Source organism: Methylobacterium sp. UNC300MFChir4.1 (assembly GCF_900110155.1).
Lineage (GTDB): Bacteria > Pseudomonadota > Alphaproteobacteria > Rhizobiales > Beijerinckiaceae > Methylobacterium.
This window is the reverse complement of sequence record NZ_FOCS01000006.1, coordinates 67,577-89,710: the sequence shown is the minus strand read 5'-3', so window position 1 is coordinate 89,710 and position 22,134 is coordinate 67,577. Positions and strand designations below refer to the sequence as shown.

Here is a 22,134-nt window from a genome sequence, read left to right as displayed (position 1 = left end):
GCGGCCAGGACGCGACGCCCGTCAGGCGCGGCGGGCGTTTTAGAAGACGAACTGGCCGTCGACCACGTCCCGGAGGTCGCGCCGGAAGGCCGTCCGGTAGAAGTACTGGCCGGTCGGCAGGTACGGCACGTCGCGCATCGCCAGGGTCTGCATCCGGGCCGCGATCGCCTGGCGCGCGGCCTGGTCCGGCGCCTCGATCCAGGCCTCGCGCAGGCTCTCCAGTTCGGGCAGGTCCGGCCAGCCGAAGAAGCCCTTCGGTCCGCCGCAGCGCAGGACCTGCTCCACGACCGGGTTCGCCATGTCGAGGCCGGTCCAAGTCGTGGTGAAGATGTTCCAGCCGCCCTGGTCGGGGGGCGCCTTGCTGGCGCGGCGGGTGACCAGCGTGCCCCAGTCGGACACGACGTACTGCACGTTCATCCCGAGGCGCTGGAGCAGGTCGTGCATGATCTCGCCGAGGGCGCCGAGCACGGGGTTCTCGCTCGTCGACATGAGCACGACGCGCTCGCCCTGGTAGCCGGCCGCCACGAGGTCGCGCTTGGCCTTGGCGAGATCGCGCGGCCGGGTGAGCACGTCGAGCCCGGCATCGGTGGCCATCGCGGTCCCCGGCGTGAACAGGCCGACATCCTTGCGCCACAGCTTGGGATCGTCGCCGGCGGCCGCCGCCATGAAGTCCGCCTGGGACAGGGCCTCGAGGACCACGCGCCGGACCGCGGGCTTGTCGAAGGGCGGGTGGAGATGATTCATCACGCCGGTGCCGAGATTGCCGAGCGGCGAGGCGAGCTGCGTGGCGATCTGCGGGTGCGCCTGAAGCGTCGGCACGAGATCGCTGATCGGGTTCTCCCACCAGTCGACCTCGCCGTTCTGGAGGGCGGCCGCGGCGGTGCCGGGGTCGGGCATGACCTGCCACTCGACCCGCTCGAAATGGACCCGCTTCGGCCCCGCCACCCAGGAGACCGGGCCGTCCTCGCGGGGCCGGTAGTCCGGGTTGCGGTCGTAGACCACGCGGGCGCCGACGAGCCGCTCCTTGGTGTTGAACCGGAACGGCCCGGAGCCGATCAGCTCGGGGATCTGCTGGGCCGGGTCGGTGGCGGCGAGGCGCTCGGGCATGATGACGAGGACCGGCGGACCGAGCTTCGCCAGCGTCTCGAGCATCAGCCCGTAGGGCCGCTTCAACCGGATGACGAAGGTGCGGTCGTCCGGCGCCTCCAGGGCGTCCGTGCGCGCCATCAGGGCCTGCCCGAGGCTGTCGCGTTGCGCCCACCGCCGGATCGACGCGACGCAGTCGCGGCCCCGCACCGGCTCGCCGTCGTGGAATCTCAGGCCCTCGCGCAGCCGGAAGGTCCAGCGCCGCCCGTCCTCCTCGACCGTGTGGCCCTCGACCATCTGCGGCTGCGGCGTGAACTGCGCGTCGAGGCCGTAGAGCTGGTCGAAGACCATCAACGCGTGGTTGCGCGTGACGTAGGCCGTGGTCGTCACCGGATCGACGATGGTGAGGTCGGATTGCGGCACGAAGCGCAGGACGCTCGCCCGGCCGCCCTGGGCGAGGGCCGGGCGGGCCGGAAGGAAGGGCGCGGCGGCCGCGACGGCGGCACCGCCGAGGAAGGTTCGTCGCAGCATGGGGTCACTCCTGGCGTTCCGGGGCAGGCGGGCGGGGACGGGTGCGCCGGGCGGGATCCCTAGCGAGGATGCCTTCTGCGGGCGCGCATTCCGCAGGAACACAACCTGCAAGCGCCATTCCGCCCGGCTCGGTCACGGGACGCGGACGGCCTCTTCGGCCCGCCGGCGCAGGGCCGCGCGGTCGATCTTGCCGGTCGAGGCGAGCGGCAGCGCCTCGACGAACCAGACCCGACGCGGGTGCTGGTAGGCCGGCGCGTGTTCGAGCGCGTAATCCTTGAGAGCGGCCTCGTCGACGGTGGCGCCGGGCCGGCGGACCACGAAGGCGACCGGCTTGGTGCCCTTGATGGCGTCGTCCACCGGCACCACGCAGGCTTGGAGCACCGCGGGGTGGCGCTCCAGCACCAGCTCGACCTCGCCCGGAAAGATGTTCTCGCCGCCGGAGACGAACATGTCGTCGGTCCGCCCGAGGAAGTAGAAGAACCCGTCCGCGTCGCGGCGGAAGACGTCGCCGGTGTCGTAGAACCCGTCCGCGGTGATCGGGACGGGCACGTCCGGCCGGTTGTGGTAGCCGAGCATGATCGCGGGGCTGCGCATCTGCAGGATCCCGGTCTCCGGGGCGTCCGGTCCGACGAGGCGCACCGCCACCTGGGGATGCGGCACGCCGACCGACGCGACCGGCGTCGGCAGGCCGTCCGGATGGTCGCCGAACACGACCGGGCCGCCCTCGGTGGTCCCGTAGGCGTTGAGGATGCGGGCGTTCGGCAGGAGGGCGCGTATCTGCCGGGCGAGGGTGTCGTTGACCGGCGCCGAGCCCATCCGGACCGTCCGCACGCCGGTGAGGTCGGCTTCCGCGAGGAGATCCGGCTCCCGCAGCATCATGGCGATCATCGGCGGCACGGCGGTGAGCCACGTGCAGCGGTACCGGTCGATCGCCGCGATGTAGGCCCGCGCCTCGAATTGCGGCAGCAGCACCATCGTGGCGCCGGCCGCGCAGACGAGGAGCGCCAGGGCGAGCGCATTCATGTGGTAGAGCGGCGCCGCCACGAGCAGCCGGTCGTCGCGCAGGTCCGTCTCCGCGGCGCGGGTCCGCGCCACCCAGAGGTGGCTGGCATGGCTCAGCCGCACGCCCTTCGGCCGGCCCGTCGAGCCGGACGTGTAGAGGAACAGGGCCGCCTCGTCGGGCTCGGGCACGACCGGCACGAACGGACCGGGGTCGAGCCAGGCCGCGAAGCCCTCCGGCCCGTCATCGTCGAACCCGGCGATCCGGATATCGGGGCCGAGATCGGCCAGCAGCGCCCGGCGCGGGCCGTCGCAGAGCACGAGCCGCGCCCCGCAATCGGCGAGCACGGCGGCGATCGTGGCCGGCGGGAACTTGTGATTGACCGGGACCGGGACCACGCCGGCGCGCATCGCCCCGAGCAGCGCCGCGATCGTGTCGGGCCGGTTGGCCGCGAGGATCGCGACCCGCGCGCCGCGGGCGATCCCGCCGCGCAGCAGGCCGCGGGCGAAGGCGTCGGCCCGGGCGTCGAGGCCGGCGCGGGTCATCACCGCGGGCTCGCCATCCGGGCCGACGCCGATGATCCGCGGCCTGTCCGGCGGCCCGGACCGGTCGACGAGGTCGCCAAGATTGGTCGGCCCCTTGGACACGCGCGTCATGGGGCCGCCCTGCACACGAGACGGAGGTCGAGGGCCGGTAGCGTCAGCGTGGCCGCGTCCGGCCCGTGCCGAACCCAGGCCGCCTCCGGGAGCGCGCCCGCGCGGGCTTCGAGGGCGTCGAGGTCGCGGAAGCGCAACGCCAGGGCGGAGAAGCGGGCGGCCGGCCCCGGCGCGATCGCGACCCGCGTCTCCCCGAGCCGGAGGGTCCAGCCGTCACCCACGGCCTCGGCCGGCGCACCGCTCGCGGCGGCGTAGAGACGGGCGTCGGCCTCCGGTGCCGGGCTCTCGATCGTCAGCGCGTCGAGCCCCGTGAAGCCGTTCGGATGGTCGAGCCATTCGGGGCGCCAGACGAGATCCGGGGTCAGGTGCTCGCAATGGTAGAGGCGCCCCGCCGGGAACCGGTCGGCCGGCACCCGCACCGTGCGGAACCGGGCCGTCGCCTCGCGGCCGTCGACGGTGACCGGGCGCGAGAAGGCGACGGGCGGTCCGGCCGCTAGCCCCAGAGCGGCCAGCCGCGCGTGGGTCGCGTCGGCGTCCCGGCTGGCGACGACGAGCCCGTTCAGGCCGAACGGGCTGTCCAGGACGTCCTGCCGCTGCGGACCGGTCTCGGGCACGCCCACGAGCTCCAGGTAGGGGCCCGCCGTCATCATCAGGTGGTTGATGGAGCCGAGCGAGTGGTGGCCGCGGGGCGTCAGCCGGAAGCCGAGGGCGGCGAACAGGTCCGCCGCCTCGTCCATCCGCCGCAGCACGTTGATCACGACGTGGTCGAGGGCCCCGTCCGCCGGGGCGACGGGGTGCGCGCTCATTTCGCCGGCGCGGTCATGTAGACGCCGCGGCCGCTCGCGAGCAGGCGTCCCGCGTCGTCGAGGATCTGCGCCTCCGCCACCGAGAGCTGGTTGCCGAACTTCACCACGGTGCCGCGGCAGGTGAGATCGCCCTGCATCGCGGCCCGGTGGTAGTCGACCCGCAGGTCCACGGTGGGGACGCCGCGGCCGGTCTTGGAGACCAGCGCCCAATCGGCGGTGAGGTCGACCAGCGTCGCCAGGATGCCGCCGTGGACGTAGCCGCGCTCGGCGTTGACGACCCATTCCGGCCGCCACGTCGCCTTCAGCTCGATCGTCCCATCGCCGACGGCGACGACGGAGAGGCCGAGCCACTGGTGGAACGGGCCGCGCAGCAGCAGCGCCTCGACCTGCTCCTTGGTAAGGGGGGTGTCGGACATGGCTTCGAGATCTCCTCGGGCGGGGCTGGGGGCGTGGACGCGCGGCGGACCGGCCTCGGGCGGTGTCAGGGGGTGACGACGATCTTGCCCATGACCTCGCGGTCGCGGATCATCCGCAGGCCCTCGGCGGCCTCCTCGAGGGGCAGGAGCTTGTCGATGGTCGGCTTCAGCGTGCCGGCCTGGATCATGTCCATCAGGGCCGACAGGTTGTCGTCGTAGAAGCTGTTCGAGCCGATCACCTTGAGCTCGAAGCTCCAGATGTAGCGGAGATCCTCCTTGGGATCGTGCCCCGCGGTGGCGCCGCAGACCAGCAGCGTGCCGCCGCGCTTCAGGCACTTGAGCGAGGGCACCCAGGTGTCGCCGCCGGTGAAGTTGATCACCACGTCGACCCCGCCCTCGTAGGTCCGGCGCTGCGGCTTGCCGTACTGCTGGATCGCCCACTTGGAGAAGTCGGTCTCGCGGTAGTTGACGACGTGGTCGGCCCCGAGGGCCGTCAGCGCCGCCATCTTCTCCGCGCTGCCCGCGCAGGCGATCACCTCGGCGCCGAGCTGCTTGGCCAGCATCACGCAGCCGGTGCCGACGCCGCCGCTGGCGCCCAGGATCAGGACCTTGTCGCCGGCCTTCACGGTGTTGTGGGTGATCAGCATGCGGTGGGCCGTGCCGTAGGCCACTGGCAGGGAGGCCGCGTCCGCGTAGCTCACGTCCGGCGGCATCGCGATGAGCTGGTCCGTCGAGACCCGGCAATACTCGGCCATGCCGCCGTCGAGCATCTCGCCCATCAGGCCCTTGGCCTTGTTGAGCGGGTTGACCAGCACCCGGTCGCCGACGCGCCACTCCGCGACGCCTTCGCCAAGCTCGACGATCTGCCCGGCCATGTCGAGGCCGATCACCACCGGCATCGGCACCTTGATGCCGGGCATGCCCTTCACGGTGAACACGTCGTGGTAGTTGAACGAGGACGCGCCGACGCGGATCAGGACCTCGCCCGGGCCGGGGGACGGCCTCGGATAGTCGTCGACCACCTTCAGCGTGTCGATGTCGCCGTGCGCCTCCAGCACGAGCGCCTTCATCGTCTGAGCCATCGTGGAAACCCTCTTCTGCAGGTCGGAAAGGCTACGGGATCGACTTCGACCGCTCGTAGGGGCCGGGGACCAGGGCCGTGTCCGGCAGGCTGCCCTGGACGGCGCCGACCGCCTTGAACACGTCGAATTCCCGCTTCAGCGAGGCGATGTCGGCGGGCTCCAGGCTGACCGTGTAGATGCCGTCCCAGAGGCCCGCGTAGGCCGCGGCGTCGGCGTCGCTCAGGTTCGCGGCCGCCTTCAGGATCTTGGCCACGCCGGGCTTGTCGGCCTGGCCGAAGGCGTAGGCCTTGCGCATCGCGGCCACGACCTTGGCGGGCGCGTCCGGATTCTGCGTCATCCAGGCATTGCGCATCAGGCCGACGCCGAGGACCGGCGGCGCGTCCTGCTTGGTGAGGCGCTTCCACTCCTCCCGGAAGGTGCCGAGCCGGCGCAGCTTCACGTCCGGCAGGAGCGCGAGGGTCACGGTGCGCAGGGCCGCGGCGTCGATGTCCTTCTGGACGAGGAATTGCGCCAGCCGGGAATCGTTGCCGGGGACGGCCTGGTAGTCGGCGGGCTTGAGGCCGTGATTGGTCTCCAGGATCGCCGCCGCGATGGCGGCGGTGCCGCTGCCGGCCGGCGAGGTGCCGATCTTCCTGCCCTTGAGGTCGGCCATCGCCTTGATCGGCGAGTCCTCCGGGACGACGAAGTCGAGGTCGGCCACCTGGGTCGCCAGGACGATGCTCATCGGCAGTCCATCGGCGGTGACGCTCAGCGCCGTGCCGGCGCTCGCCGCGATCGCGAAATCGATCGCCCCGGCGGCCATGGCCTTGGTCGGCGCGTTCACGTCCGGGAACTTGACGTACTCGGCCGTCAGGCCCTCCTTCTCCATGAACTTGCCGGCCTCCAGCACGGCGCCGAAGCCGAGGCTGATGCCCGAGCTCCAGTAGCCGATGCGCACCGTCTCGGCGCGCGCGAGGCCGGGCAGGCCGACCGCGCAGAGCGCGGCGACGGCGAAGGCGCGGATTCGTTTCAAGGCGTTCTCCAGGAGCTGCGATGGGAGGACGTGCGGCGGGCGTGTCCCCGGCTGGCGCCGGCCGTCACGGCTGCGCCACCTTCTTCCAGGCGAACAGGCGCTGCTCGGCCGGCTTCAGGACGAGCGTCTCGAGCCCGATCATCAGGGCGACGAGGGTGAGGGTCCAGGCGAAGACCTGGTCGGTCTGGACGAGGTCGGCCGCCTGCCGCAGGCGGTAGCCGATGCCGCTGCTCGCCCCGAGCGATTCCGCCACGAGGACGACCCGCGCCCCGAAGCCGATGGCGAGGCGCGCGCCCGCGAAGAAGGCGGGCAGGATCGTCGGCAGGTAGATCTTGGTCAGCACCTTGCGGCGCGGCATCCGGAAGGTCCGGGCGAGCTCGAGATGCTCGGCGCTGACCGTGCGCGTGCCCTGCCAGACGTTGGTCAGGATCAGCGGCATCGCGGTCATGAACACTACGAAGATCGTGGTCCAGTTCGAGAGGCCGAACCAGATCAGCGCGAAGATCGCCCAGATCGCGGAGGAGACGGTGTTGGTCACCGTCAGCACCGGCTCGAAGAAGCGCCCGAGGCGCGGGCTCGCGCCGAGCAGCAGGCCGAGCGGCAGCCCCACGAGGGCCGCGAAGGCGAGGCCGGCGCCGATCCGGCCCAGCGTGATGCCGAGATCGGCGGCGAAGCTCGGCGTGGCGACGAGGCCGAGCCACGTGTGCCAGACCCGCGCGGGGCTCGGCAGGACGAAGCTCGGCGCGTGCAGCGATCCGAGCTGCCACGCGGCCAGCGCCAGGGCGAGCAGGGCGAGCCGCTGGAGCAGCACGCCCGCCCGGCGGCCGGCACCGGACGTCCGCGTCCGCCGGATCAGGCGCGGCGGGGTCTTCACGAGCATCGCGCGCTCGCCGCGGAGAGGCTGATGCGCAGGCGCCGGACCTCCTCGGCGACCTCCGTCGAGAGCGGGTCGCGGGGGTACGGCAGATCGATCGCCCGGACGGTGCCGATCCGGCCCGGCCGCGGGTGCAGGACGACCACTTGGCTCGCCAGCACCACCGCCTCCTCGACGTCGTGCGTGACGAAGACCAGGGTCATCGCCCGCAGGCCGGCGATGCGCAGCAGCTCCGCGTGCATCTGCGCGCGGATCTCGGGATCGAGCTTCGAGAACGGCTCGTCGAGGAGCAGGATCTTGGGCTCGGTCACGAGGCTGCGCGCGAGCGCCACCCGGCTGCGCATGCCCCCCGACAATTCGTGCGGGTAGGCGTCGCGGAAGGCCTCCAGCCCGACGAGCCGCAGGGTCTCGTCGACCCGCCGCGCCCGCTCCGCCCGGCCCATGCGCCCGGCCTCGAGGCCGAAGGCGACGTTCTGGGCGGCCGTGCGCCAGGGCAGTAAGCGGTCCTCCTGGAACATGTAGGTCATGGCCCGCCAGTCGCGGAAGGCGTGCGACGGGATGCCGTTCAGGAGGACGGCGCCCTGGTCGGGCTCGACCAGCCCGGCGATCATGTTGAGGAGGGTGCTCTTTCCGCAGCCCGACGCGCCCAGGATCGCGACGATCGCGTGCTGCGGGATCGCGATGTCGACGGTGTCGAGGACGTGGAGCGGCCCGCCCTCGCGCCGGTCGAACCACTTGCTGACATGGTCGAGCTCGACGGCGTTCACGGCTCGCCCCCGTCGACCCGGGCCGGCCGCACCGGCGCCACCACCGCGGTGTCGCGCAGGCTGGCGATGACCTTCTCCAGCGTCATGTCGCGGAACGTCTCGACGTGGCGGCGGGCCACCAGGGCGGCGCTGTCGGCGTCGCCCGCCACCAGATGCTCGATCAGCGCGGTGTGGTCGTTCTCGATGTTCGGCCGCACCCCCTGCACGCCGAAGCCGAGGGCGACGAGGCGGGTCATCTCGTCGAGGAGGCCCGACAGCGTCCGGTACAGGCGCCCGTTCCCCGCGGCCGCGGCGATCGCGAGGTGGAAGCCCCGGTTGGCCTCCAGGAAGAAGTCGATCTGGTTGCCCATCTCCACCGTGATCTTGCGGCGGCAGGCCTGCTCCAGGCGCTCCAGATGCGCCCGGTTCACGCGGCCGGCGGCGCCCCGCGCCGCGAGGGGCTCGAGCTCCATCCGGAGGGCGAAGACCTCGTCGACATCCTTCACGGTCACCGGGCTGACCCGGTAGCCGTGCCGCGGCATCGAGCTGACGAAGCCTTCCTGGGCCAGGCGCTGGAGCGCGATCCGGCAGCTCGCCTTGCCGATCTCGAACCGCTCCATCACCTCGGCCTCGGTGAAGCGCGTGCCGGGCAGGAGGCGGCAGGCGACGATCTCGCGGCGCATCAGGTCGTAGGCCTGGTTGCCCTTGCGCGTGGCGTCGGGGACGGCGAGCACCGTCGTGGTCGGGCGAGCGGGTCGGGACCTGTCATCGCGGGTCGTCATCGCACCTCGCTGTTCGGGCATTGAGGCTCCCACAGCATGCTGTGAGCTGCTCACCGCACGCAGGACATGTGCCAACCCCGCGCCGGCCCGCCCGCGCGCGGCGCGCATCGGCGGGCGGAACGATGGTCGGGTGCCGGCATTCGTCGCGCGGTGGGAAGCTCAGATGCGACGCGTGATCAGCTCAGCGCGCGCTGTGGGCATTCCATGCCGTATTTATGCGCAACGTCTCCGCGTTCTGTAAATGGAATGCGCGTCCAATTTTCGCGAAGATATTGGAAGAAAGAGCTTTTCGCGGCGCTCCGACGCAGAACGATCTGTGTTTTCTTTGAGCAGTGAGGCGTTCTGCCTGCCGCGTCGGCGACGCCCTACAGGATGTCGGGCTGGCCGCGCCGGTGCTCGTGCCCCGCGATGACGCGGCGCAGGAGCCGGGTCAGGGTGTCCTGCTCCGCCGGGGTGAGGGCCTCGACGGTCGCGGCGTGCGCGGCCCGCGCCGCCGGCTCCATCGCGCCGTGGAGCGCGGCGCCCTCGTCCGTCAGCCGGCAGACCTGCGCGCGGCGGTCGAGGGGCGAGGTCGTGCGGCTCACCAGACCGCGGGCCGCTAGGCGCTTCAGGGCGCCGGTCGTCGTCGTCCGGTCGAGGGCGACCGCGCTCGCGAGCGTCGTCTGATCGGCCTCCCCTAGATCGCGCAGCAGCGAGAGCAGGCTGTACTGGAGCGGGGTGACGCGAAACGCGGCACAGCGTTCGGCGAAGAGGCTGACGTGGATCTGGTGCATGCGGCGGGCGAGGAAGCCCGGGCGCTCGGCCAGGGGCCAGTGCCGGGCGTCCGCCGCCCCTGACGCGGTCCCCGCTTCCGCCAATCCCGCCGCGCAGCCGGCATCCGGGACCTCATCCATCGTCCGCCTCCGCAGAACGGTTCCAGCCTTGGCACGCGGTGTGCAACGCCGGAATACGAAGCATGCTTCGCTTTTGGCAAGGGCGAGGCCGGCGCGCGCCGGCCGGGACCACGAGGTCGACATGGACAATCGCCGCTATGATCTGGTTCTGCGGGGCGGGCGGGTGATCTGCCCCGCCTCCGGCATCGACGGCATCCGTGACGTGGCGGTGCAGGACGGGCGCATCGCCGCCGTGGCGGAGACGATCCTGCCCTCGGCCGCCGCCGAGGTGGTCGACGTCGCGGGCAAGCTCGTCCTGCCCGGCATGATCGACACCCACGCCCACGTCTACCAGTACGTCACCGGCCGGTTCGGCCTGAACCCCGACATGGTCGGCGTGCGCTCGGGCGTGACGACGGTGGTGGACCAGGGCGGCCCGTCCTGCATGACCCTGCCGGGCTTCCGCCACTTCATCGCCGAGCGCTCGGAGACGCAGGTCCTCGCCTTCCTGTCGGCCTACCTCGTCGGCGGCCTGGAGGGGCATTTCTACCCGAACCTCTACAGCCCGGACGGCGTCGACATCGACGCCACCGTGAAGTCGGCCACCGAGAACCGCGACCTCGTGCGCGGCATCAAGGGCCACGCCGAGATCGGCGGCTTCGCCCGCTGGGGCATCAAGGTGATGGAGATGGCCGCCGAGATCAGCCGGCGCGCCGACCTGCCGCTCTACGTGCATTTCGGCCAGCTCTGGGGCCTGCCGGAATCGGGCGCCAACGGCGAGGATGCCGACACCATCGTCGAGCGGGTGATCCCGCTGCTGCGGCCCGGCGACGTGCTGGCCCATCCCTTCACCCGCCACCCGGGCGGCTTCATCAACGAGCAGGGCGAGGTCCACCACATCATCCGCCGGGCCATGGAGGCCGGGCTGAAGGTCGATGTCGGCCACGGCAGCCACTTCTCCTACCGCGTGGCCCGGGCGTCCCTGCCGGCCGGCGTGATCCCCTACACGCTCGGCGCCGACATGCACGGCTACAACACCGAGGTGCCCGAGGTGACGAAGCCCGCCGGCACTCCGGACGAGCACCACGACGACGAGAACCACCCCTTCCTCGGCCAGGCCCGGTTCAGCCTGACCCAGGCGATGAGCTCGATGATGGCGCTCGGCATCCCGCTGGAGGAGGTGGTGCCGATGGTGACGTCGCACCCGGCCGAGATGCTGCGCATGGGCGACCGGATCGGCGCCCTCAAGGTCGGCTACGCGGCCGACGTCTCGGTGCTGCACGACGATCGCGGCCGCTTCCTGCTGCGCGACAACGAGGACACGCGGGTGATCGCCGACCGCCTGCTGCGCCCGGCCTTCTGCCTGCGCGCGGGGAAGCGCTTCGAGGCCGACTCGCCGATCCTGCCCCAGGCGATCGCGGCCTGAGGTGGCGCCGGTGAACGCCTTCGTCCTCGACGACCCGACCCCGCCGGACCCGCGCCGCCGCTGGGACAGCCTGGACTTCGCGGCCCGGGGTGCCTGCTACGACAACAACGCGGGCGTGCCCGACAGCGCCGCGCAGGTCGCGGCCCGCAACGCGGCCTCCGCGACCTACCGCGCGGCGCACCCGGCCGGGCTCGACATCCCGTATGCCGCGGGGGACCGCACCGCCTTCGATCTCTACCCGGCAGCGGACGCGCGGGCCCCGTGCCTCGTCTTCGTCCACGGCGGCTACTGGCAGCGCAACGCCCGGGCCGACTTCGCCTGCTTCGCGGAGGGTCTGAACGCCGCCGGCTGGTCGGTGGCGATGCCGGGCTACACCCTGGCGCCCGAGGCGAGCCTCACCGGCATCGTCGCCGAGATCGGGGCCGCCCTCGACTGGCTCGCCGCGCACGGGGCGGCGCGCGGGATCGGCGGCCCGATCGTCCTCGCCGGCTGGTCCGCGGGGGCGCAGCTCGCCGCGCTCCATCTCGGGCATCCCGCCGTGGCCGCGGTCCTGGCGATCTCCGGCGTCTACGACCTCGCGCCGCTCCGCGAGACCTACCTGAACGAGAAGCTCGGCCTGACCGACGCGGAGATCGAGACCCTGTCGCCGCTGCGGCTGCCGGTCACGCCGAAGCCCATGACGGTCGCCTACGGCAGCCGCGAGCTGCCCGCCCTCGTCCGCGACGCGCGCAACCTCCACGCCCTGCGCAGCGCCGCCCACGCGCCGGGCGCTCTGCTGCCGGTGCCGGGCGCCGACCACTTCTCGATCCTCGACGGGTTCCGCCGGCCCGACGGCCTCCTGGTCCGCGCCGCGCAGGATGCTCTCGGAGGCGCCCGATGAGCCGCGAGGGTGTCGGGGCCTCCCTGCCCCGCAAGGAGGACGACCGCCTGATGCGCGGGCGCGGCCAGTATGTCGGCGATCTCCGCCTGCCCGGCATGCAGGACGTGGCATTCGTGCGCAGCCCGCTCGCCCATGCCCGGATCCGCGCCGTCCACGTGCCGGAGGCCTACCGCGACCGTGTCTTCACCGCCGCCGACCTCGACGGCGTGCTGCCGATCCGGGCGGTCTCGGGGCTGCCCGGCTTCAAGGTGTCCGAGCAGCCGGTGCTCGCCACCGGCAAGGTCCGGCAGGTCGGCGAATTGGTGGCGATGTGCGTCGCCCCGACCCGCGCGGAGGCCGAGGACATCGCCGCCGCCGTCGTGCTCGACTTGGAGGAGCTGCCCGCAATCCACGACATGCTGGCTGCCCGCGCGCCGGGCTCCGCCCTCGTCCACGAGCACTGGGGCGACAACGTCTTCCTGGAGACCCTGGTCGATATCGGCATCGAGAGTGCCCTCGACGCGCCGATCAAGGTGAGCCGCACCATCTCGACGGGCCGCCAGTGCATGGCGCCGATCGAGGGCCGCGGCACCGTGGTGAGCCTCGATCACCGCCTCGACCAGCTCGTCGTCCACACCGCGAGCCAGATGCCGCACATCGTGCGCAACGGCCTCTCCGAATGCCTCGGGATCGAGCAGGGCCGCATCCGCATCGTCTCGCCGGATGTCGGCGGCGGGTTCGGCTACAAGGCGATCCTGCTCGCCGAGGACGTGGCGCTGGCGTGGCTCGCGCTCCGCTGCGGCCACCCTGTCCGCTGGCTGGAGGACCGGCGCGAGCACCTGACCGCCAACGCCAATTGCCGCGAGCACCATTACCGCATCACGGCCTACGCGGAGCGGGACGGGACGCTGCGCGGCATCGACTGCGAGGCCACCGTCGATTCCGGCGCCTACTCGGCCTACCCGTTCTCGGCCTGCCTGGAGGCCGCGCAGGTCGCCAGCATCCTGCCCGGCCCCTACGACTTCCCGGCCTATCGCTGCCGCACGTGGTCGGTGGCGACCAACAAGTGCCCGATCCTGCCCTACCGGGGCGTCGCGCGCACCGGCGTCTGCTTCGCCCTGGAACTGGTGCTCGACGCCGTCGCCCGCGCGGCGGGGGTCGCACCCGAGACCGTGCGCGAGAAGAACCTCGTGCGGCCTGAGCAGATGCCGTTCGAGAACATCACCAGGAAGCACTTCGACAGCGGCGACTACCCGGAGGCGCTGGCCCGGGCGCTGAAGGCCGTCGACGTGGCGGCAATCCGCGCCCGCCAGCGTGAGGGCGAGGCGGACGGGCGCCGGATCGGCCTCGGCCTCGCGATCTACTGCGAGCAGGCCGCGCACGGCACCTCGGTCTATTCCGGCTGGGGCATCCCGATGGTCCCCGGCCACGAGCAGGCGAGCGCCCGCCTCACCCCGGACGGCGGCCTGGAATTGCGGATCGGCGCCCATTCCCACGGCCAGGGCCTGGAGACGACGCTGGCCCAGGTCGCCCACGAGATCCTGGGCGTCCCGGTGGCGCGCACCCGCCTCGTCCACGGCGACACCGCCATGACCCCCTACTCCACCGGCTCCTGGGGCTCCCGCGTGATGGTGATGGCCGGCGGCGCGGTCGCGGCGGCCTGCGAGGAGTTGCGCACCCGGGCCGTGCGGATCGGCGCCCACCTGCTCCAGGCGCGGCCCGAGGAATGCCGGTTCGAAGGTGGCCACGTCGTCGGCCCCTCCGGCGATGTCCCGCTCGAGGCGATCGCCCGCACCTGGTACCGCCGCCCGCAGGACCTCGCGCCCGACACCGATCCCGGCGGGCTCGAAGTCACCGCCGGCTACAAGCCGGTGCGCGATTCCGGCACCTTCTCGTACGCGGCGCACGCGGCCGTGGTGGCGGTCGATCCCGATCTCGGGGCGGTGGAGATTCTCGACTACGTCATCGTCGAGGACGGCGGCACGCTGGTGAATCCCCTCGTGGTCGACGGCCAGATCTACGGCGGCCTCGCGCAGGGGATCGGCACGGCCCTGTTCGAGGAGATGCGCTTCGACGCCCGCGGCCAGCCGCTGGCCTCGACGTTGGCCGACTACCTCCTGCCCGGCGCCGCCGACGTGCCGATGGCGCGCATCGACCACATGGAGACGCCCTCGCCCTACACGCGCTTCGGCCAGAAGGGCATCGGCGAGGGCGGCGCGATCGCGCCGCCGGCGGCGCTCGCCAACGCCGTGAACGACGCCCTCGCGCCGCTGGGCGTCGAGCTGCTGCACTCGCCCCTCACCCCCCGGCGGATCGTGGAGGCGGTGCTCGCCGCCCGTGATCCCGCCGAGACCGCGCGGGAGGCCGCATGAAGCCCGCCGCCTTCGCCTGGGAGCGCCCCGACAGCCTGCCCGCGCTGCTGGCACGCCTCGCCGAAGCCCCCGCGGGCGTGAAGCTGATCGCGGGCGGCCAGTCCCTCGGGCCGATGCTGAACCTGCGCCTCGTCGAGCCCACCCTGATCCTCGACATCACCGGCATCCCCGAACTCCGGGACGCGCGGGTCGAGGGCGACACGCTCGTCCTCGGGGCCTGCGTGACCCACGCCGATATCGAGGACGGGCGCGTCCCGGACCTCACCGGCGGCGCGCTGCGGCGGGTCGCGGCCGCCATCGCCTACCGGCCGGTGCGCAACCGCGGCACGATCGGCGGCAGCCTCGTCCACGCCGACCCGGCCGCCGACTGGGTGAGCGCCCTGACCGCCCTCGGCGCCGAGGTCGAGATCGCGGGGCGCAACGGCCGCCGCACCCTGCCGGTGGAGCATTTCGTGATCGGCGCCCTCGAAGTGGCGCTCGGCGCGGACGAGATCCTGGTCGCGGTGCGCGTCCCGGCGCTGCCGGCGGGCGCGGCCTGGGGCTACGTCAAGCACTGCGCGAAGATCGGCGAGTTCGCCCACGCCATCGGGGCCGTGCGCCTCGAGCCCGGCGCGGGCCGGGGCCGGGCCGTGATCGGCGCGGTCGAGGGGCCGCCCGTGCTCCTGGCCGATGCCCGCCCGCTCTTCGGCGGCCGCATCGGCGCCGACTTCGCCGCGCGCTTCGACCCCCGGGCCGCCGACCTCGCGCTGCGGGAGGCCGGGATGGCCGACGCGGTCGAGCGGCACATCCACGTCACCGTCCTGAGCCGTGCGGTGGCTGCGGCGGCTGCGCCCGATCCCCGATCCGACACCCTTCCGGAGGCCGCATGAGCGCTGCGCTGGCCGAACCCGGGCCGTCCCGCCTGGCGCTGACGGTGAACGGCCGCGCCGTACGGGTCGCGGCCGAGCCGCGCAGCCATCTCGGCGACGTGCTGCGCGACGGGCTCGACCTCACCGGCACGCATCTCGGCTGCGAGCACGGCGTCTGCGGCGCCTGCACCGTGCTTCTCGACGGCGAGCCGGCCCGCGCCTGCCTGACCTTCGCGGGTACCTGCGCGGGCGCCGCGGTCACGACGATCGAGGGCCTCGACGCGGACGCGATCGCGGGCGAGCTGCGGGCCGCCTTCAACCGCGAGCACGCGCTCCAGTGCGGCTACTGCACGCCCGGGATGCTGGTGGCCGCCCGCGACCTGGTCCTGCGGCTGCCCGAGGCCGACGAGCGGCGGATCCGCGTCGGCCTGTCGGGCAACCTGTGCCGCTGCACCGGCTATGCCGGCATCGTCCGGGCCGTGATGGCGGTGATCGCGGACCGGCGCGGGCGCGGCATCCCGCCCGAGACCGGCGCGGAGCGCGCCCTCGGCCCAGTCGGCGCCCGGGTCGGCGCGGCGCCGGTCGCGCCCCTAGAATCGCCGGCGGATCGGATCGCCCCGGCGGCGCCCGCGGCCGTCGCGGACCTGTCCGACGCGTTCACCCCGGCCCACGGCTTCACGCAGGTGCTCGACCTCCCCCACCCGCCGGAGGCCGTCTTCGCCCTGCTGGGCGACCTCGCGGCGGTCGCCGCCTGCCTGCCGGGCGCGGTGCTGACGGCGCGGCCCACCCCCGACACGGTCGAGGGCGGCCTGCAGGTGCGGATCGGGCCGATCGCCGCGACGTTTCGCGGCCGCGCCCGCCTCGAACGCGACGAGGCCGCGCGGACCGGGGCGGTCCACGGGGCCGGCAACGACGCGGGTGGCCGCTCGGCGACCGAGGGCCGGATCCGCTACCGGGTCGAGGCCGGGCCGACGCCCGGCACCGCCCGGGTCGACCTCGACGTCGGCTACACCCTGACCGGGCCGCTCGCGCAGTTCGGCCGGCCCGGCCTCGTGCGCGACCTCGCCGGCCGCATCGCCGCGGAGTTCACCCGCAACCTCGATGCCCGGCTCTCGGGCGTCGCGGCGCCGGCGCCCGCCGGCCTCAACCCGCTCCGCCTGCTCCTCGGCCTCGCCCGCGCGCGCCTCGCCGCGTGGTTCGGCCGCGCCTGATCCCATCCCGCCCCAACGCACCGGAGACACGCGAATGCTAGGCAGGTTCACCCTCACGACCGCGATCCTGCTGGCGCTGACGGCCACCGGCGCACGGGCGGAGGCGATCCGAATCGGCGTCAACGAGCCGCTGACCGGGCCGTTCGCGGCCTCGGGCACCTACGTGGTCAACGGCGCCAAGATCGCCGCCGACGAGATCAACGCCAAGGGCGGCGTTCTCGGGAAGAAGCTCGAACTCGTGATCGAGGACAACAAGAGCAACCCGACCGAGGCCGCCGCGGTCGCCGAGAAGCTGATCACCAGCGATAAGACCCCGGTGATGATGGGCGCCTGGGGCTCCAGCCTGACGCTGGCTGTGATGCCCAAGCTCGCGGATTACGAGACGCCGATGCTGGTCGAGACCTCCTCGTCCGGCAAGATCACGACCTCCGGCAACCCCTACGTGTTCCGGATCTCGCCGCCCTCGTCGCTCGAGGCCGAGACCTTCGCGCCCATGGTCGGCCGCCTCGGGCTGAAGAAGGTCGACTTCCTCGTCCTCAACAACGATTTCGGCCGCGGCGCCGCGACCGATTTCGGCAAGATGCTCAAGGACAAGGGCGTCACGGTCGGCCTCGTCGAGACCATGGACCAGGGCGCGCAGGACATGAGCGCCCAGCTCGCCAAGCTGAAGGCGTCGGATTCCGACACGATCATGATCACGAGCTCGGTCGATCAGCTCGTGCTGCTGTTCAAGCAGATGGCGGCGCTCGGCCTGAAGAAGCGGGTCATCACCACCGGCGGATCCCAGAACCCGGACCAGATCATCGCCCAGGCCGGCGCGGCCGCCGACGGCACGATGCACCTGACGACCTTCCTGCCCTGGTCGCCCGACAAGACGCCGGACCCGAAGGCTACCGAGGCCTTCATCGCCGCGTGGAAGACGCGCGGCTTCGACTTCGCCGGCGTCACCGAGAGCTTCCGCGGCTACGACGGCATCCGCGCGATCGCCCACGCCATCGAGAAGGCGGGTTCGGCCGATCCGTCCGCGATCACCAAGGCCTTCTGGTCGGTCGACTTCGTCGGGCTCAACGGGCCGATCCGCTTCGCCAAGGCCGGCCCCGCCGGGAAGGAGAGCGGCCAGAGCAAGCCCGACGTCTACCTCATCGAGATCAAGAACGGGACGGTGATCGTGCCGGCGCTGTGAGCGCCCCTGGGCCGGCGCTCTGATGCCGGCCCCCTCGCCCGTCCGCCGGCCTCCGGGCCGGGGCGCACCCTCGGAGGCCGCCCGTGAACGAACTGATCCAGCACCTCGTCAACGCCCTCATCCTCGGTGGCACCTACGCGCTGCTGGGGATCGGCCTTACGCTGATCTTCGGGATCATGAACGTCGTGAACTTCACCCACGGCGCGCTCTACACGGTCGGCGCCTACGTCATGTACCTCGCGGTCGCCGCGCTGGGACTGAACTTCTTCCTGGCGCTTCCTGTGGCGATCCTAGGCGGGCTCCTGCTCGGGGCCGCGATCGAGCTCGTGTTGCTGCGCCCGTTCCGGGGCTCGGACATCGACACCACCATGCTGGTGATGATCGGCGCCGGCATCGTCCTGCAATCGGGCACGCTCTGGACCTTCGGCGGCGTCGCCAAGGCGATCCCCGCGCCCTTCCCCGAGGCGCCGCTCCAGGTCGGCCCGGTCTCGGTGTCGTGGCTGCGGCTGTTCGTGCTCGGGGCGGCGCTGACCTTGATCGCCCTCACCTACGCGCTGATCAACCGGACCAAGCTCGGGCTCGCCATGCGCGCCGCGTTCCAGGATTCCGACACGGCGGCGCTGATGGGCGTCGACGTCCGCCGGATCTACACCGCGACCTTCGCGCTCGGCTCGTCGCTCGCCGCGGCCGCCGGCGCGCTCCTCGGTCCGGTCTACGTCGTGTTCCCGCAGATGGGCGGCCTCGCCGAGCTCAAGGCCTTCGCCATCGTCATCCTGGGCGGGCTCGGCAACGTCACCGGCGCGGCGATCGGCGGCTTCATCCTGGCGCTCGCCGAGGAGCTGGGCGCCGGCTACGTCTCCTCCGGCTACCGGGACGCGATGGGCTTCCTGATCATCATCGCGGTCCTGCTCTGCAGGCCGACCGGGTTGTTCGCCAAGGCGGAGCGCATCGGATGAACCGGCTCCTCCCCCTCGCCCTGCTCGCCGGCCTCGTCGCCCTGCCCCTGGGGCTCGGCGCCAACCCCTACCTCCTCAACGCCCTGATCGTGACCGGCATCCTGACGATCGGCGCCATGAGCCTGAACCTGCTCCTCGGCTTCACCGGGCAGCTCAGCCTCGGCCACATCGCGTTCTTCGGGATCGGCGCCTACGTCAGCGCGCTGACCAGCCTCGGCTTCGACGTGGATCTCGGCTTCGGCATCCGTGCGGTCCACGAGCCCTGGCCGGCGGTGGTCGGCCTCCTGCTGGCGACGGCGGCGGCGGGCGCTTGCGGCTACCTGATCGGGCGGCTCTCCTTCCGGGTGCGGGGCGCCTACTTCGTGATCGTGACGATCTCGTTCGCCGAGGTCGTGCGGCTCGTGGCGCTCAACTGGGTGGAGCTGACGCAAGGGCCGCTGGCGCTCACCAACATCCCGGCCATCACCCTCGGCCTGCCGGGCCTCGGGATGTGGACCCTCAAGACCAAGCTCCAGAACTACTACCTCGTGCTGGCCGTGGGGACGCTCTGCTACGCCGTGATCGCCCGCCTGGTCGGCGGGCGCTTCGGCCGGGCGATGCGGGGCCTCAAGGAGAACGAGCCGCTGGCGCTCTCGGTCGGCATCAACGCCACGCGCACGCTGACGGTGGCGGCGGTGATCTCGGCCGCCATGGCCGGCGCGGCCGGCAGCCTCTACGCCCATTACCTGCGGATCATCGATCCCGACGTGTTCCTGTTCGCCACCACGGTCACCATGGTCATCATGGTGGTGGCGGGCGGCAAGGGCACCCTGCTGGGCCCGGTCGTCGGCGGCCTGATCTTCGGCCTGCTGCCGGTGGCGCTCCGCCCGGTCATGGCGCCGGAGGCGCAGTGGATCGTCTACGGCCTCGTGCTGATCGTGATCCTGTTCGTGATGCCGCGGGGCATCGTGCCGGGATTGGCGGCGCTGATGGGCCGCCGGCCGGCCCCGGCCGCGCCGGTCCTCGAGGCCAACCCGGCGGTGCAGCGATGAGCGCGATCCTCTCCGTCGAGCATGTCGGCGTCCGCTTCGGGGGCCTCGTCGCCATCGCCGACCTGCATTTCGACGTCCACGCGGGCGAGATCATCAGCCTGATCGGCCCGAACGGGGCCGGCAAGACGACGGCCTTCAACGTGATGACGGGCTTCCTCAAGCCCAGCCAGGGCGCGGTCCGCTTCCGCGGCACGTCCCTGAAGGGCCTGCCGCCGCACGCGATCACGCGGCTCGGCCTCGCCCGCACCTTCCAGCGCACCAGCGTCTTCCCGGACGACACGGTGTTCGACAACGTGATGATCGGCCTGCACCAGATGGGCGCCGCGGCGGGCCGCGCGCCCGTTCTCGACGCGCTCCTCGGCCGCGCGGGGGCCGGCGAGAGGCAGCTGCGCGCCCGGGCCGCGGCGCTGCTCGACTGGGTCGGGCTCGCCGGACGGGCGCAGGAGAAGGCCGGCGCCCTCGCCTACGGGGAGCAGCGCCTCGTCGGCGTGGCGCTGGCGCTCGCCACCGAGCCCGCCATGCTGCTCCTCGACGAGCCGGTCTCGGGGATGAACGCCTCCGAGACGCGGGTCTTCGTGCGCCTGATCCGGCAAATCCGGGAGCGCGGCGTCACCATCCTGCTCGTCGAGCACGACATGCCGATGGTGATGGAGGTCTCCGACCGCATCGTCGTCCTCAACTACGGGCGCCTGATCGCCGAGGGGCCGCCGGACCGGATCCGCAGCGACCCGGCGGTGATCGAGGCCTATCTCGGCCAGGGCAGCGCCGCCCGGCAGGCCGCCGCGGCTGCCGCGCAGGAGGCGGTCCATGCTTGAGATCCGCGACCTCGTCTGCGGCTACGGCCACGTCACGGCTCTGAAGGGGCTCACGATCGACGTGCGCGCGGGCCAGCTCGTCGCCCTCGTCGGCGCCAACGGCGCCGGCAAGTCCACGACGCTCCGGGCGATCTCCGGCCTCGTCCCGCCGCGCTCCGGCGCGATCCGGTTCGCCGGCCGGGACATCGCGGGGGCGGAGCCCCGCCGGATTTTGGCGGCGGGCATCGCCCATTGCCCGGAGGGCCGGCGCGTCTTCCCGCAGATGACGGTCGCCGAGAACCTCGCCATGGGCGCCTACCTGCGCCGCGACCGGGCGGCGGTCGCGGCGGACCTGGCGCGCATCTACGGGGAGTTCCCGCGCCTCGCGGAGCGGCGCGACCAGGCCGCCGGCACGCTGTCGGGCGGCGAGCAGCAGATGCTGGCGATCGGCCGCGCGCTGATGGGGCGCCCGAAGCTCGTGCTGTTCGACGAGCCCTCCCTGGGGCTCGCCCCCAACATCGTCGAGCGGATGTTCGCGGTGATCGGGGCGATCCGCGACGCCGGCACGACCGTGCTCCTCGTGGAGCAGAACGCCTTCGCGGCTCTCGAACTCTGCGACTACGCCTACCTCCTCGAGACCGGCCGCATCGTCCTCGAGGGGCGCGGGCAGGACCTCATCGCCGATCCCCACGTTCGGGACGCCTATCTCGGTGGCTGAGCGGGATCTGCCGGGGCGGATCCGCCTCGGCCCGGTCGACCTTCTCGGCGACCGGGACCTGCTCACCGTCACCGCGGGCGGCCGCCGCCTGCTCCTCGTCCGGGACGGGGCCCGGATCGTGGCCGCCGAGCGCGCCTGCCCGCACGAGGGGGCCGACCTCGCCCTCGGACGCTGCGTCGCGGGCCGGCTGCACTGCCCCCGGCACCAAGCCTCGTTCGACCTCCGGGACGGTGCCGTCTCGCCGGGCTGGTCGTTCCGGGCCCTGCGCCTGTCCGCGGTCGACGCGGCGCCGGACGGGCTCTGGCTCAGGACCGGATCCGGCCTTCTCGCGCCGGACACCGCGTCGCCGGGCGGCCGCGGATTCCCCGCCGGCCCGGAGTTCCGACGGTAGAGCGACCGAGATCAGCCGATCCGTCTCGCTCTACGGCAGCGAGGTCGGGATCGCGGCGCTCACCGCCTGTCTCGTGCGGACGAACGGCCCGCACGCGCGCCTGCTCGCGCGGGGACGCATCGCGAGGACGGTCGCGGGTCCCTCCGACCGCTGAGGATCGGCGCTGATCGCCCGTCCGAAGGTGTCGGCCCAGGACAGCCTCGTCACGTTGTCCGGGGTCGGAGCGGGCGGAGCTTCCCGGTCGGCCGCCCGGCCGCGCTTGCGGGCCGCGGCACCGATCCACCGCACGATCAGGGGACCCTTCGCGTCGAACGTCGGATCGGACGCGGTCCGGCCGATGCCTCGTCTCTGACGGCGATGAACCATGGAATTCCCTCGAATCGACTTGGGAGGGCCGCGCGCGCGGTCCGACGGACGTCACCGCCCGCGATCACCGGACCGTCGCCGCGACGGCAGCGGTGTGAAGCGCGGGCCGCGCGGGA

The 22,134-nt window shown here is 72.8% G+C and carries 21 protein-coding genes; 11 read left to right on the top strand and 10 right to left on the bottom strand.

The genetic code is table 11. The features are described from left to right. Positions 1 to 39 precede the first annotated feature (39 nt). From BMY19_RS10780 to BMY19_RS10735, 10 genes are all read right to left on the bottom strand, one after another. Entirely contained in the window at positions 40 to 1,617 is a 1,578-nt protein-coding gene (locus BMY19_RS10780; protein WP_100251699.1) for an ABC transporter substrate-binding protein, read from the bottom strand. A 132-nt stretch (positions 1,618 to 1,749) separates the two neighbouring features. Next, complete coding sequence (locus tag BMY19_RS10775) at positions 1,750 to 3,273, bottom strand: class I adenylate-forming enzyme family protein (protein WP_100251814.1); 1,524 nt, start codon at positions 3,271 to 3,273, stop codon at positions 1,750 to 1,752. Then, positions 3,270 to 4,079, bottom strand: coding sequence for a VOC family protein (locus BMY19_RS10770; RefSeq protein WP_100251698.1), 810 nt, complete (start codon positions 4,077 to 4,079; stop codon positions 3,270 to 3,272). Before BMY19_RS10770 ends, BMY19_RS10775 begins: the two co-directional genes overlap by 4 nt. Next, on the bottom strand, positions 4,076 to 4,495 hold the full coding sequence (locus BMY19_RS10765) for a PaaI family thioesterase (RefSeq protein ID WP_100251697.1): 420 nt from the start codon (positions 4,493 to 4,495) through the stop codon (positions 4,076 to 4,078). The genes BMY19_RS10770 and BMY19_RS10765 overlap by 4 nt, the downstream gene beginning before the upstream one ends. 65 nt (positions 4,496 to 4,560) lie before the next feature. Next, positions 4,561 to 5,577: a quinone oxidoreductase family protein gene (locus BMY19_RS10760; protein WP_100251696.1), complete on the bottom strand. Its 1,017-nt coding sequence runs from the start codon at positions 5,575 to 5,577 to the stop codon at positions 4,561 to 4,563. Between the two features lie 31 nt (positions 5,578 to 5,608). After that, on the bottom strand, positions 5,609 to 6,589 hold the full coding sequence (locus BMY19_RS10755; RefSeq protein WP_100251695.1) for an ABC transporter substrate-binding protein: 981 nt from the start codon (positions 6,587 to 6,589) through the stop codon (positions 5,609 to 5,611). Positions 6,590 to 6,653: 64 nt separating this feature from the next. Further along, the gene (locus BMY19_RS10750; protein ID WP_020094477.1) at positions 6,654 to 7,469 is read right to left on the bottom strand and encodes an ABC transporter permease; all 816 of its coding nucleotides are present in this window, start codon (positions 7,467 to 7,469) and stop codon (positions 6,654 to 6,656) included. Next, positions 7,460 to 8,230 (bottom strand): ABC transporter ATP-binding protein, encoded by a 771-nt coding sequence (locus tag BMY19_RS10745; protein WP_029358136.1) that lies wholly within the window; start codon positions 8,228 to 8,230, stop codon positions 7,460 to 7,462. Before BMY19_RS10745 ends, BMY19_RS10750 begins: the two co-directional genes overlap by 10 nt. Further along, positions 8,227 to 8,991: a GntR family transcriptional regulator gene (locus BMY19_RS10740; RefSeq protein WP_100251694.1), complete on the bottom strand. Its 765-nt coding sequence runs from the start codon at positions 8,989 to 8,991 to the stop codon at positions 8,227 to 8,229. Before BMY19_RS10740 ends, BMY19_RS10745 begins: the two co-directional genes overlap by 4 nt. Before the next feature lie 365 nt (positions 8,992 to 9,356). Continuing rightward, positions 9,357 to 9,884, bottom strand: coding sequence for a MarR family winged helix-turn-helix transcriptional regulator (locus tag BMY19_RS10735; protein ID WP_244534889.1), 528 nt, complete (start codon positions 9,882 to 9,884; stop codon positions 9,357 to 9,359). A gap of 121 nt (positions 9,885 to 10,005) precedes the next feature. Here BMY19_RS10735 and BMY19_RS10730 point away from each other — a divergent pair, with 121 nt between their 5' ends. From BMY19_RS10730 to BMY19_RS10680, 11 genes are all read left to right on the top strand, one after another. Continuing rightward, positions 10,006 to 11,289, top strand: a complete 1,284-nt coding sequence (locus tag BMY19_RS10730; RefSeq protein ID WP_100251693.1) for an amidohydrolase/deacetylase family metallohydrolase — start codon at positions 10,006 to 10,008, stop codon at positions 11,287 to 11,289. Positions 11,290 to 11,299: 10 nt separating this feature from the next. Then, positions 11,300 to 12,169 carry an alpha/beta hydrolase gene (locus BMY19_RS10725; protein WP_100251812.1) on the top strand — a complete coding sequence of 290 codons (870 nt, stop codon included), beginning with the start codon at positions 11,300 to 11,302 and terminating at the stop codon, positions 12,167 to 12,169. After that, on the top strand, positions 12,166 to 14,520 hold the full coding sequence (locus tag BMY19_RS10720; protein WP_100251692.1) for a xanthine dehydrogenase family protein molybdopterin-binding subunit: 2,355 nt from the start codon (positions 12,166 to 12,168) through the stop codon (positions 14,518 to 14,520). The genes BMY19_RS10725 and BMY19_RS10720 overlap by 4 nt, the downstream gene beginning before the upstream one ends. After that, the gene (locus BMY19_RS10715) at positions 14,517 to 15,389 is read left to right on the top strand and encodes an FAD binding domain-containing protein (RefSeq protein WP_100251691.1); all 873 of its coding nucleotides are present in this window, start codon (positions 14,517 to 14,519) and stop codon (positions 15,387 to 15,389) included. Before BMY19_RS10720 ends, BMY19_RS10715 begins: the two co-directional genes overlap by 4 nt. Beyond that, on the top strand, positions 15,386 to 16,579 hold the full coding sequence (locus tag BMY19_RS10710) for a xanthine dehydrogenase family Fe-S subunit (RefSeq protein WP_100251690.1): 1,194 nt from the start codon (positions 15,386 to 15,388) through the stop codon (positions 16,577 to 16,579). Before BMY19_RS10715 ends, BMY19_RS10710 begins: the two co-directional genes overlap by 4 nt. Positions 16,580 to 16,613: 34 nt before the next feature. Then, the gene (locus BMY19_RS10705) at positions 16,614 to 17,762 is read left to right on the top strand and encodes an ABC transporter substrate-binding protein (protein ID WP_020094468.1); all 1,149 of its coding nucleotides are present in this window, start codon (positions 16,614 to 16,616) and stop codon (positions 17,760 to 17,762) included. A gap of 83 nt (positions 17,763 to 17,845) precedes the next feature. Further along, the gene (locus BMY19_RS10700) at positions 17,846 to 18,718 is read left to right on the top strand and encodes a branched-chain amino acid ABC transporter permease (RefSeq protein ID WP_100251689.1); all 873 of its coding nucleotides are present in this window, start codon (positions 17,846 to 17,848) and stop codon (positions 18,716 to 18,718) included. Beyond that, positions 18,715 to 19,749, top strand: coding sequence for a branched-chain amino acid ABC transporter permease (locus BMY19_RS10695; protein ID WP_100251688.1), 1,035 nt, complete (start codon positions 18,715 to 18,717; stop codon positions 19,747 to 19,749). The genes BMY19_RS10700 and BMY19_RS10695 overlap by 4 nt, the downstream gene beginning before the upstream one ends. After that, positions 19,746 to 20,564: an ABC transporter ATP-binding protein gene (locus BMY19_RS10690; RefSeq protein WP_100251687.1), complete on the top strand. Its 819-nt coding sequence runs from the start codon at positions 19,746 to 19,748 to the stop codon at positions 20,562 to 20,564. Before BMY19_RS10695 ends, BMY19_RS10690 begins: the two co-directional genes overlap by 4 nt. Then, the gene (locus tag BMY19_RS10685; RefSeq protein ID WP_100251686.1) at positions 20,557 to 21,261 is read left to right on the top strand and encodes an ABC transporter ATP-binding protein; all 705 of its coding nucleotides are present in this window, start codon (positions 20,557 to 20,559) and stop codon (positions 21,259 to 21,261) included. Before BMY19_RS10690 ends, BMY19_RS10685 begins: the two co-directional genes overlap by 8 nt. Further along, positions 21,254 to 21,652, top strand: a complete 399-nt coding sequence (locus BMY19_RS10680; RefSeq protein WP_100251685.1) for a Rieske (2Fe-2S) protein — start codon at positions 21,254 to 21,256, stop codon at positions 21,650 to 21,652. The genes BMY19_RS10685 and BMY19_RS10680 overlap by 8 nt, the downstream gene beginning before the upstream one ends. Positions 21,653 to 22,134 lie beyond the last annotated feature (482 nt).

Excerpts from the sequence above, each read along its gene's own strand:
- BMY19_RS10720 (WP_100251692.1), top strand. The coding sequence starts at position 12,166 with ATGAGCCGCGAGGGTGTCGGGGCCTCCCTGCCCCGCAAGGAGGACGAC.
- BMY19_RS10710 (WP_100251690.1), top strand. The coding sequence starts at position 15,386 with ATGAGCGCTGCGCTGGCCGAACCCGGGCCGTCCCGCCTGGCGCTGACG.
- BMY19_RS10735 (WP_244534889.1), bottom strand. The coding sequence starts at position 9,884 with ATGGATGAGGTCCCGGATGCCGGCTGCGCGGCGGGATTGGCGGAAGCG.
- BMY19_RS10760 (WP_100251696.1), bottom strand. The coding sequence starts at position 5,577 with ATGGCTCAGACGATGAAGGCGCTCGTGCTGGAGGCGCACGGCGACATC.
- BMY19_RS10690 (WP_100251687.1), top strand. The coding sequence starts at position 19,746 with ATGAGCGCGATCCTCTCCGTCGAGCATGTCGGCGTCCGCTTCGGGGGC.
- BMY19_RS10770 (WP_100251698.1), bottom strand. The coding sequence starts at position 4,079 with ATGAGCGCGCACCCCGTCGCCCCGGCGGACGGGGCCCTCGACCACGTC.
- BMY19_RS10730 (WP_100251693.1), top strand. The coding sequence starts at position 10,006 with ATGGACAATCGCCGCTATGATCTGGTTCTGCGGGGCGGGCGGGTGATC.
- BMY19_RS10685 (WP_100251686.1), top strand. The coding sequence starts at position 20,557 with ATGCTTGAGATCCGCGACCTCGTCTGCGGCTACGGCCACGTCACGGCT.
- BMY19_RS10750 (WP_020094477.1), bottom strand. The coding sequence starts at position 7,469 with ATGCTCGTGAAGACCCCGCCGCGCCTGATCCGGCGGACGCGGACGTCC.
- BMY19_RS10765 (WP_100251697.1), bottom strand. The coding sequence starts at position 4,495 with ATGTCCGACACCCCCCTTACCAAGGAGCAGGTCGAGGCGCTGCTGCTG.
- BMY19_RS10715 (WP_100251691.1), top strand. The coding sequence starts at position 14,517 with ATGAAGCCCGCCGCCTTCGCCTGGGAGCGCCCCGACAGCCTGCCCGCG.
- BMY19_RS10740 (WP_100251694.1), bottom strand. The coding sequence starts at position 8,991 with ATGACGACCCGCGATGACAGGTCCCGACCCGCTCGCCCGACCACGACG.
- BMY19_RS10705 (WP_020094468.1), top strand. The coding sequence starts at position 16,614 with ATGCTAGGCAGGTTCACCCTCACGACCGCGATCCTGCTGGCGCTGACG.
- BMY19_RS10780 (WP_100251699.1), bottom strand. The coding sequence starts at position 1,617 with ATGCTGCGACGAACCTTCCTCGGCGGTGCCGCCGTCGCGGCCGCCGCG.
- BMY19_RS10695 (WP_100251688.1), top strand. The coding sequence starts at position 18,715 with ATGAACCGGCTCCTCCCCCTCGCCCTGCTCGCCGGCCTCGTCGCCCTG.
- BMY19_RS10775 (WP_100251814.1), bottom strand. The coding sequence starts at position 3,273 with ATGACGCGCGTGTCCAAGGGGCCGACCAATCTTGGCGACCTCGTCGAC.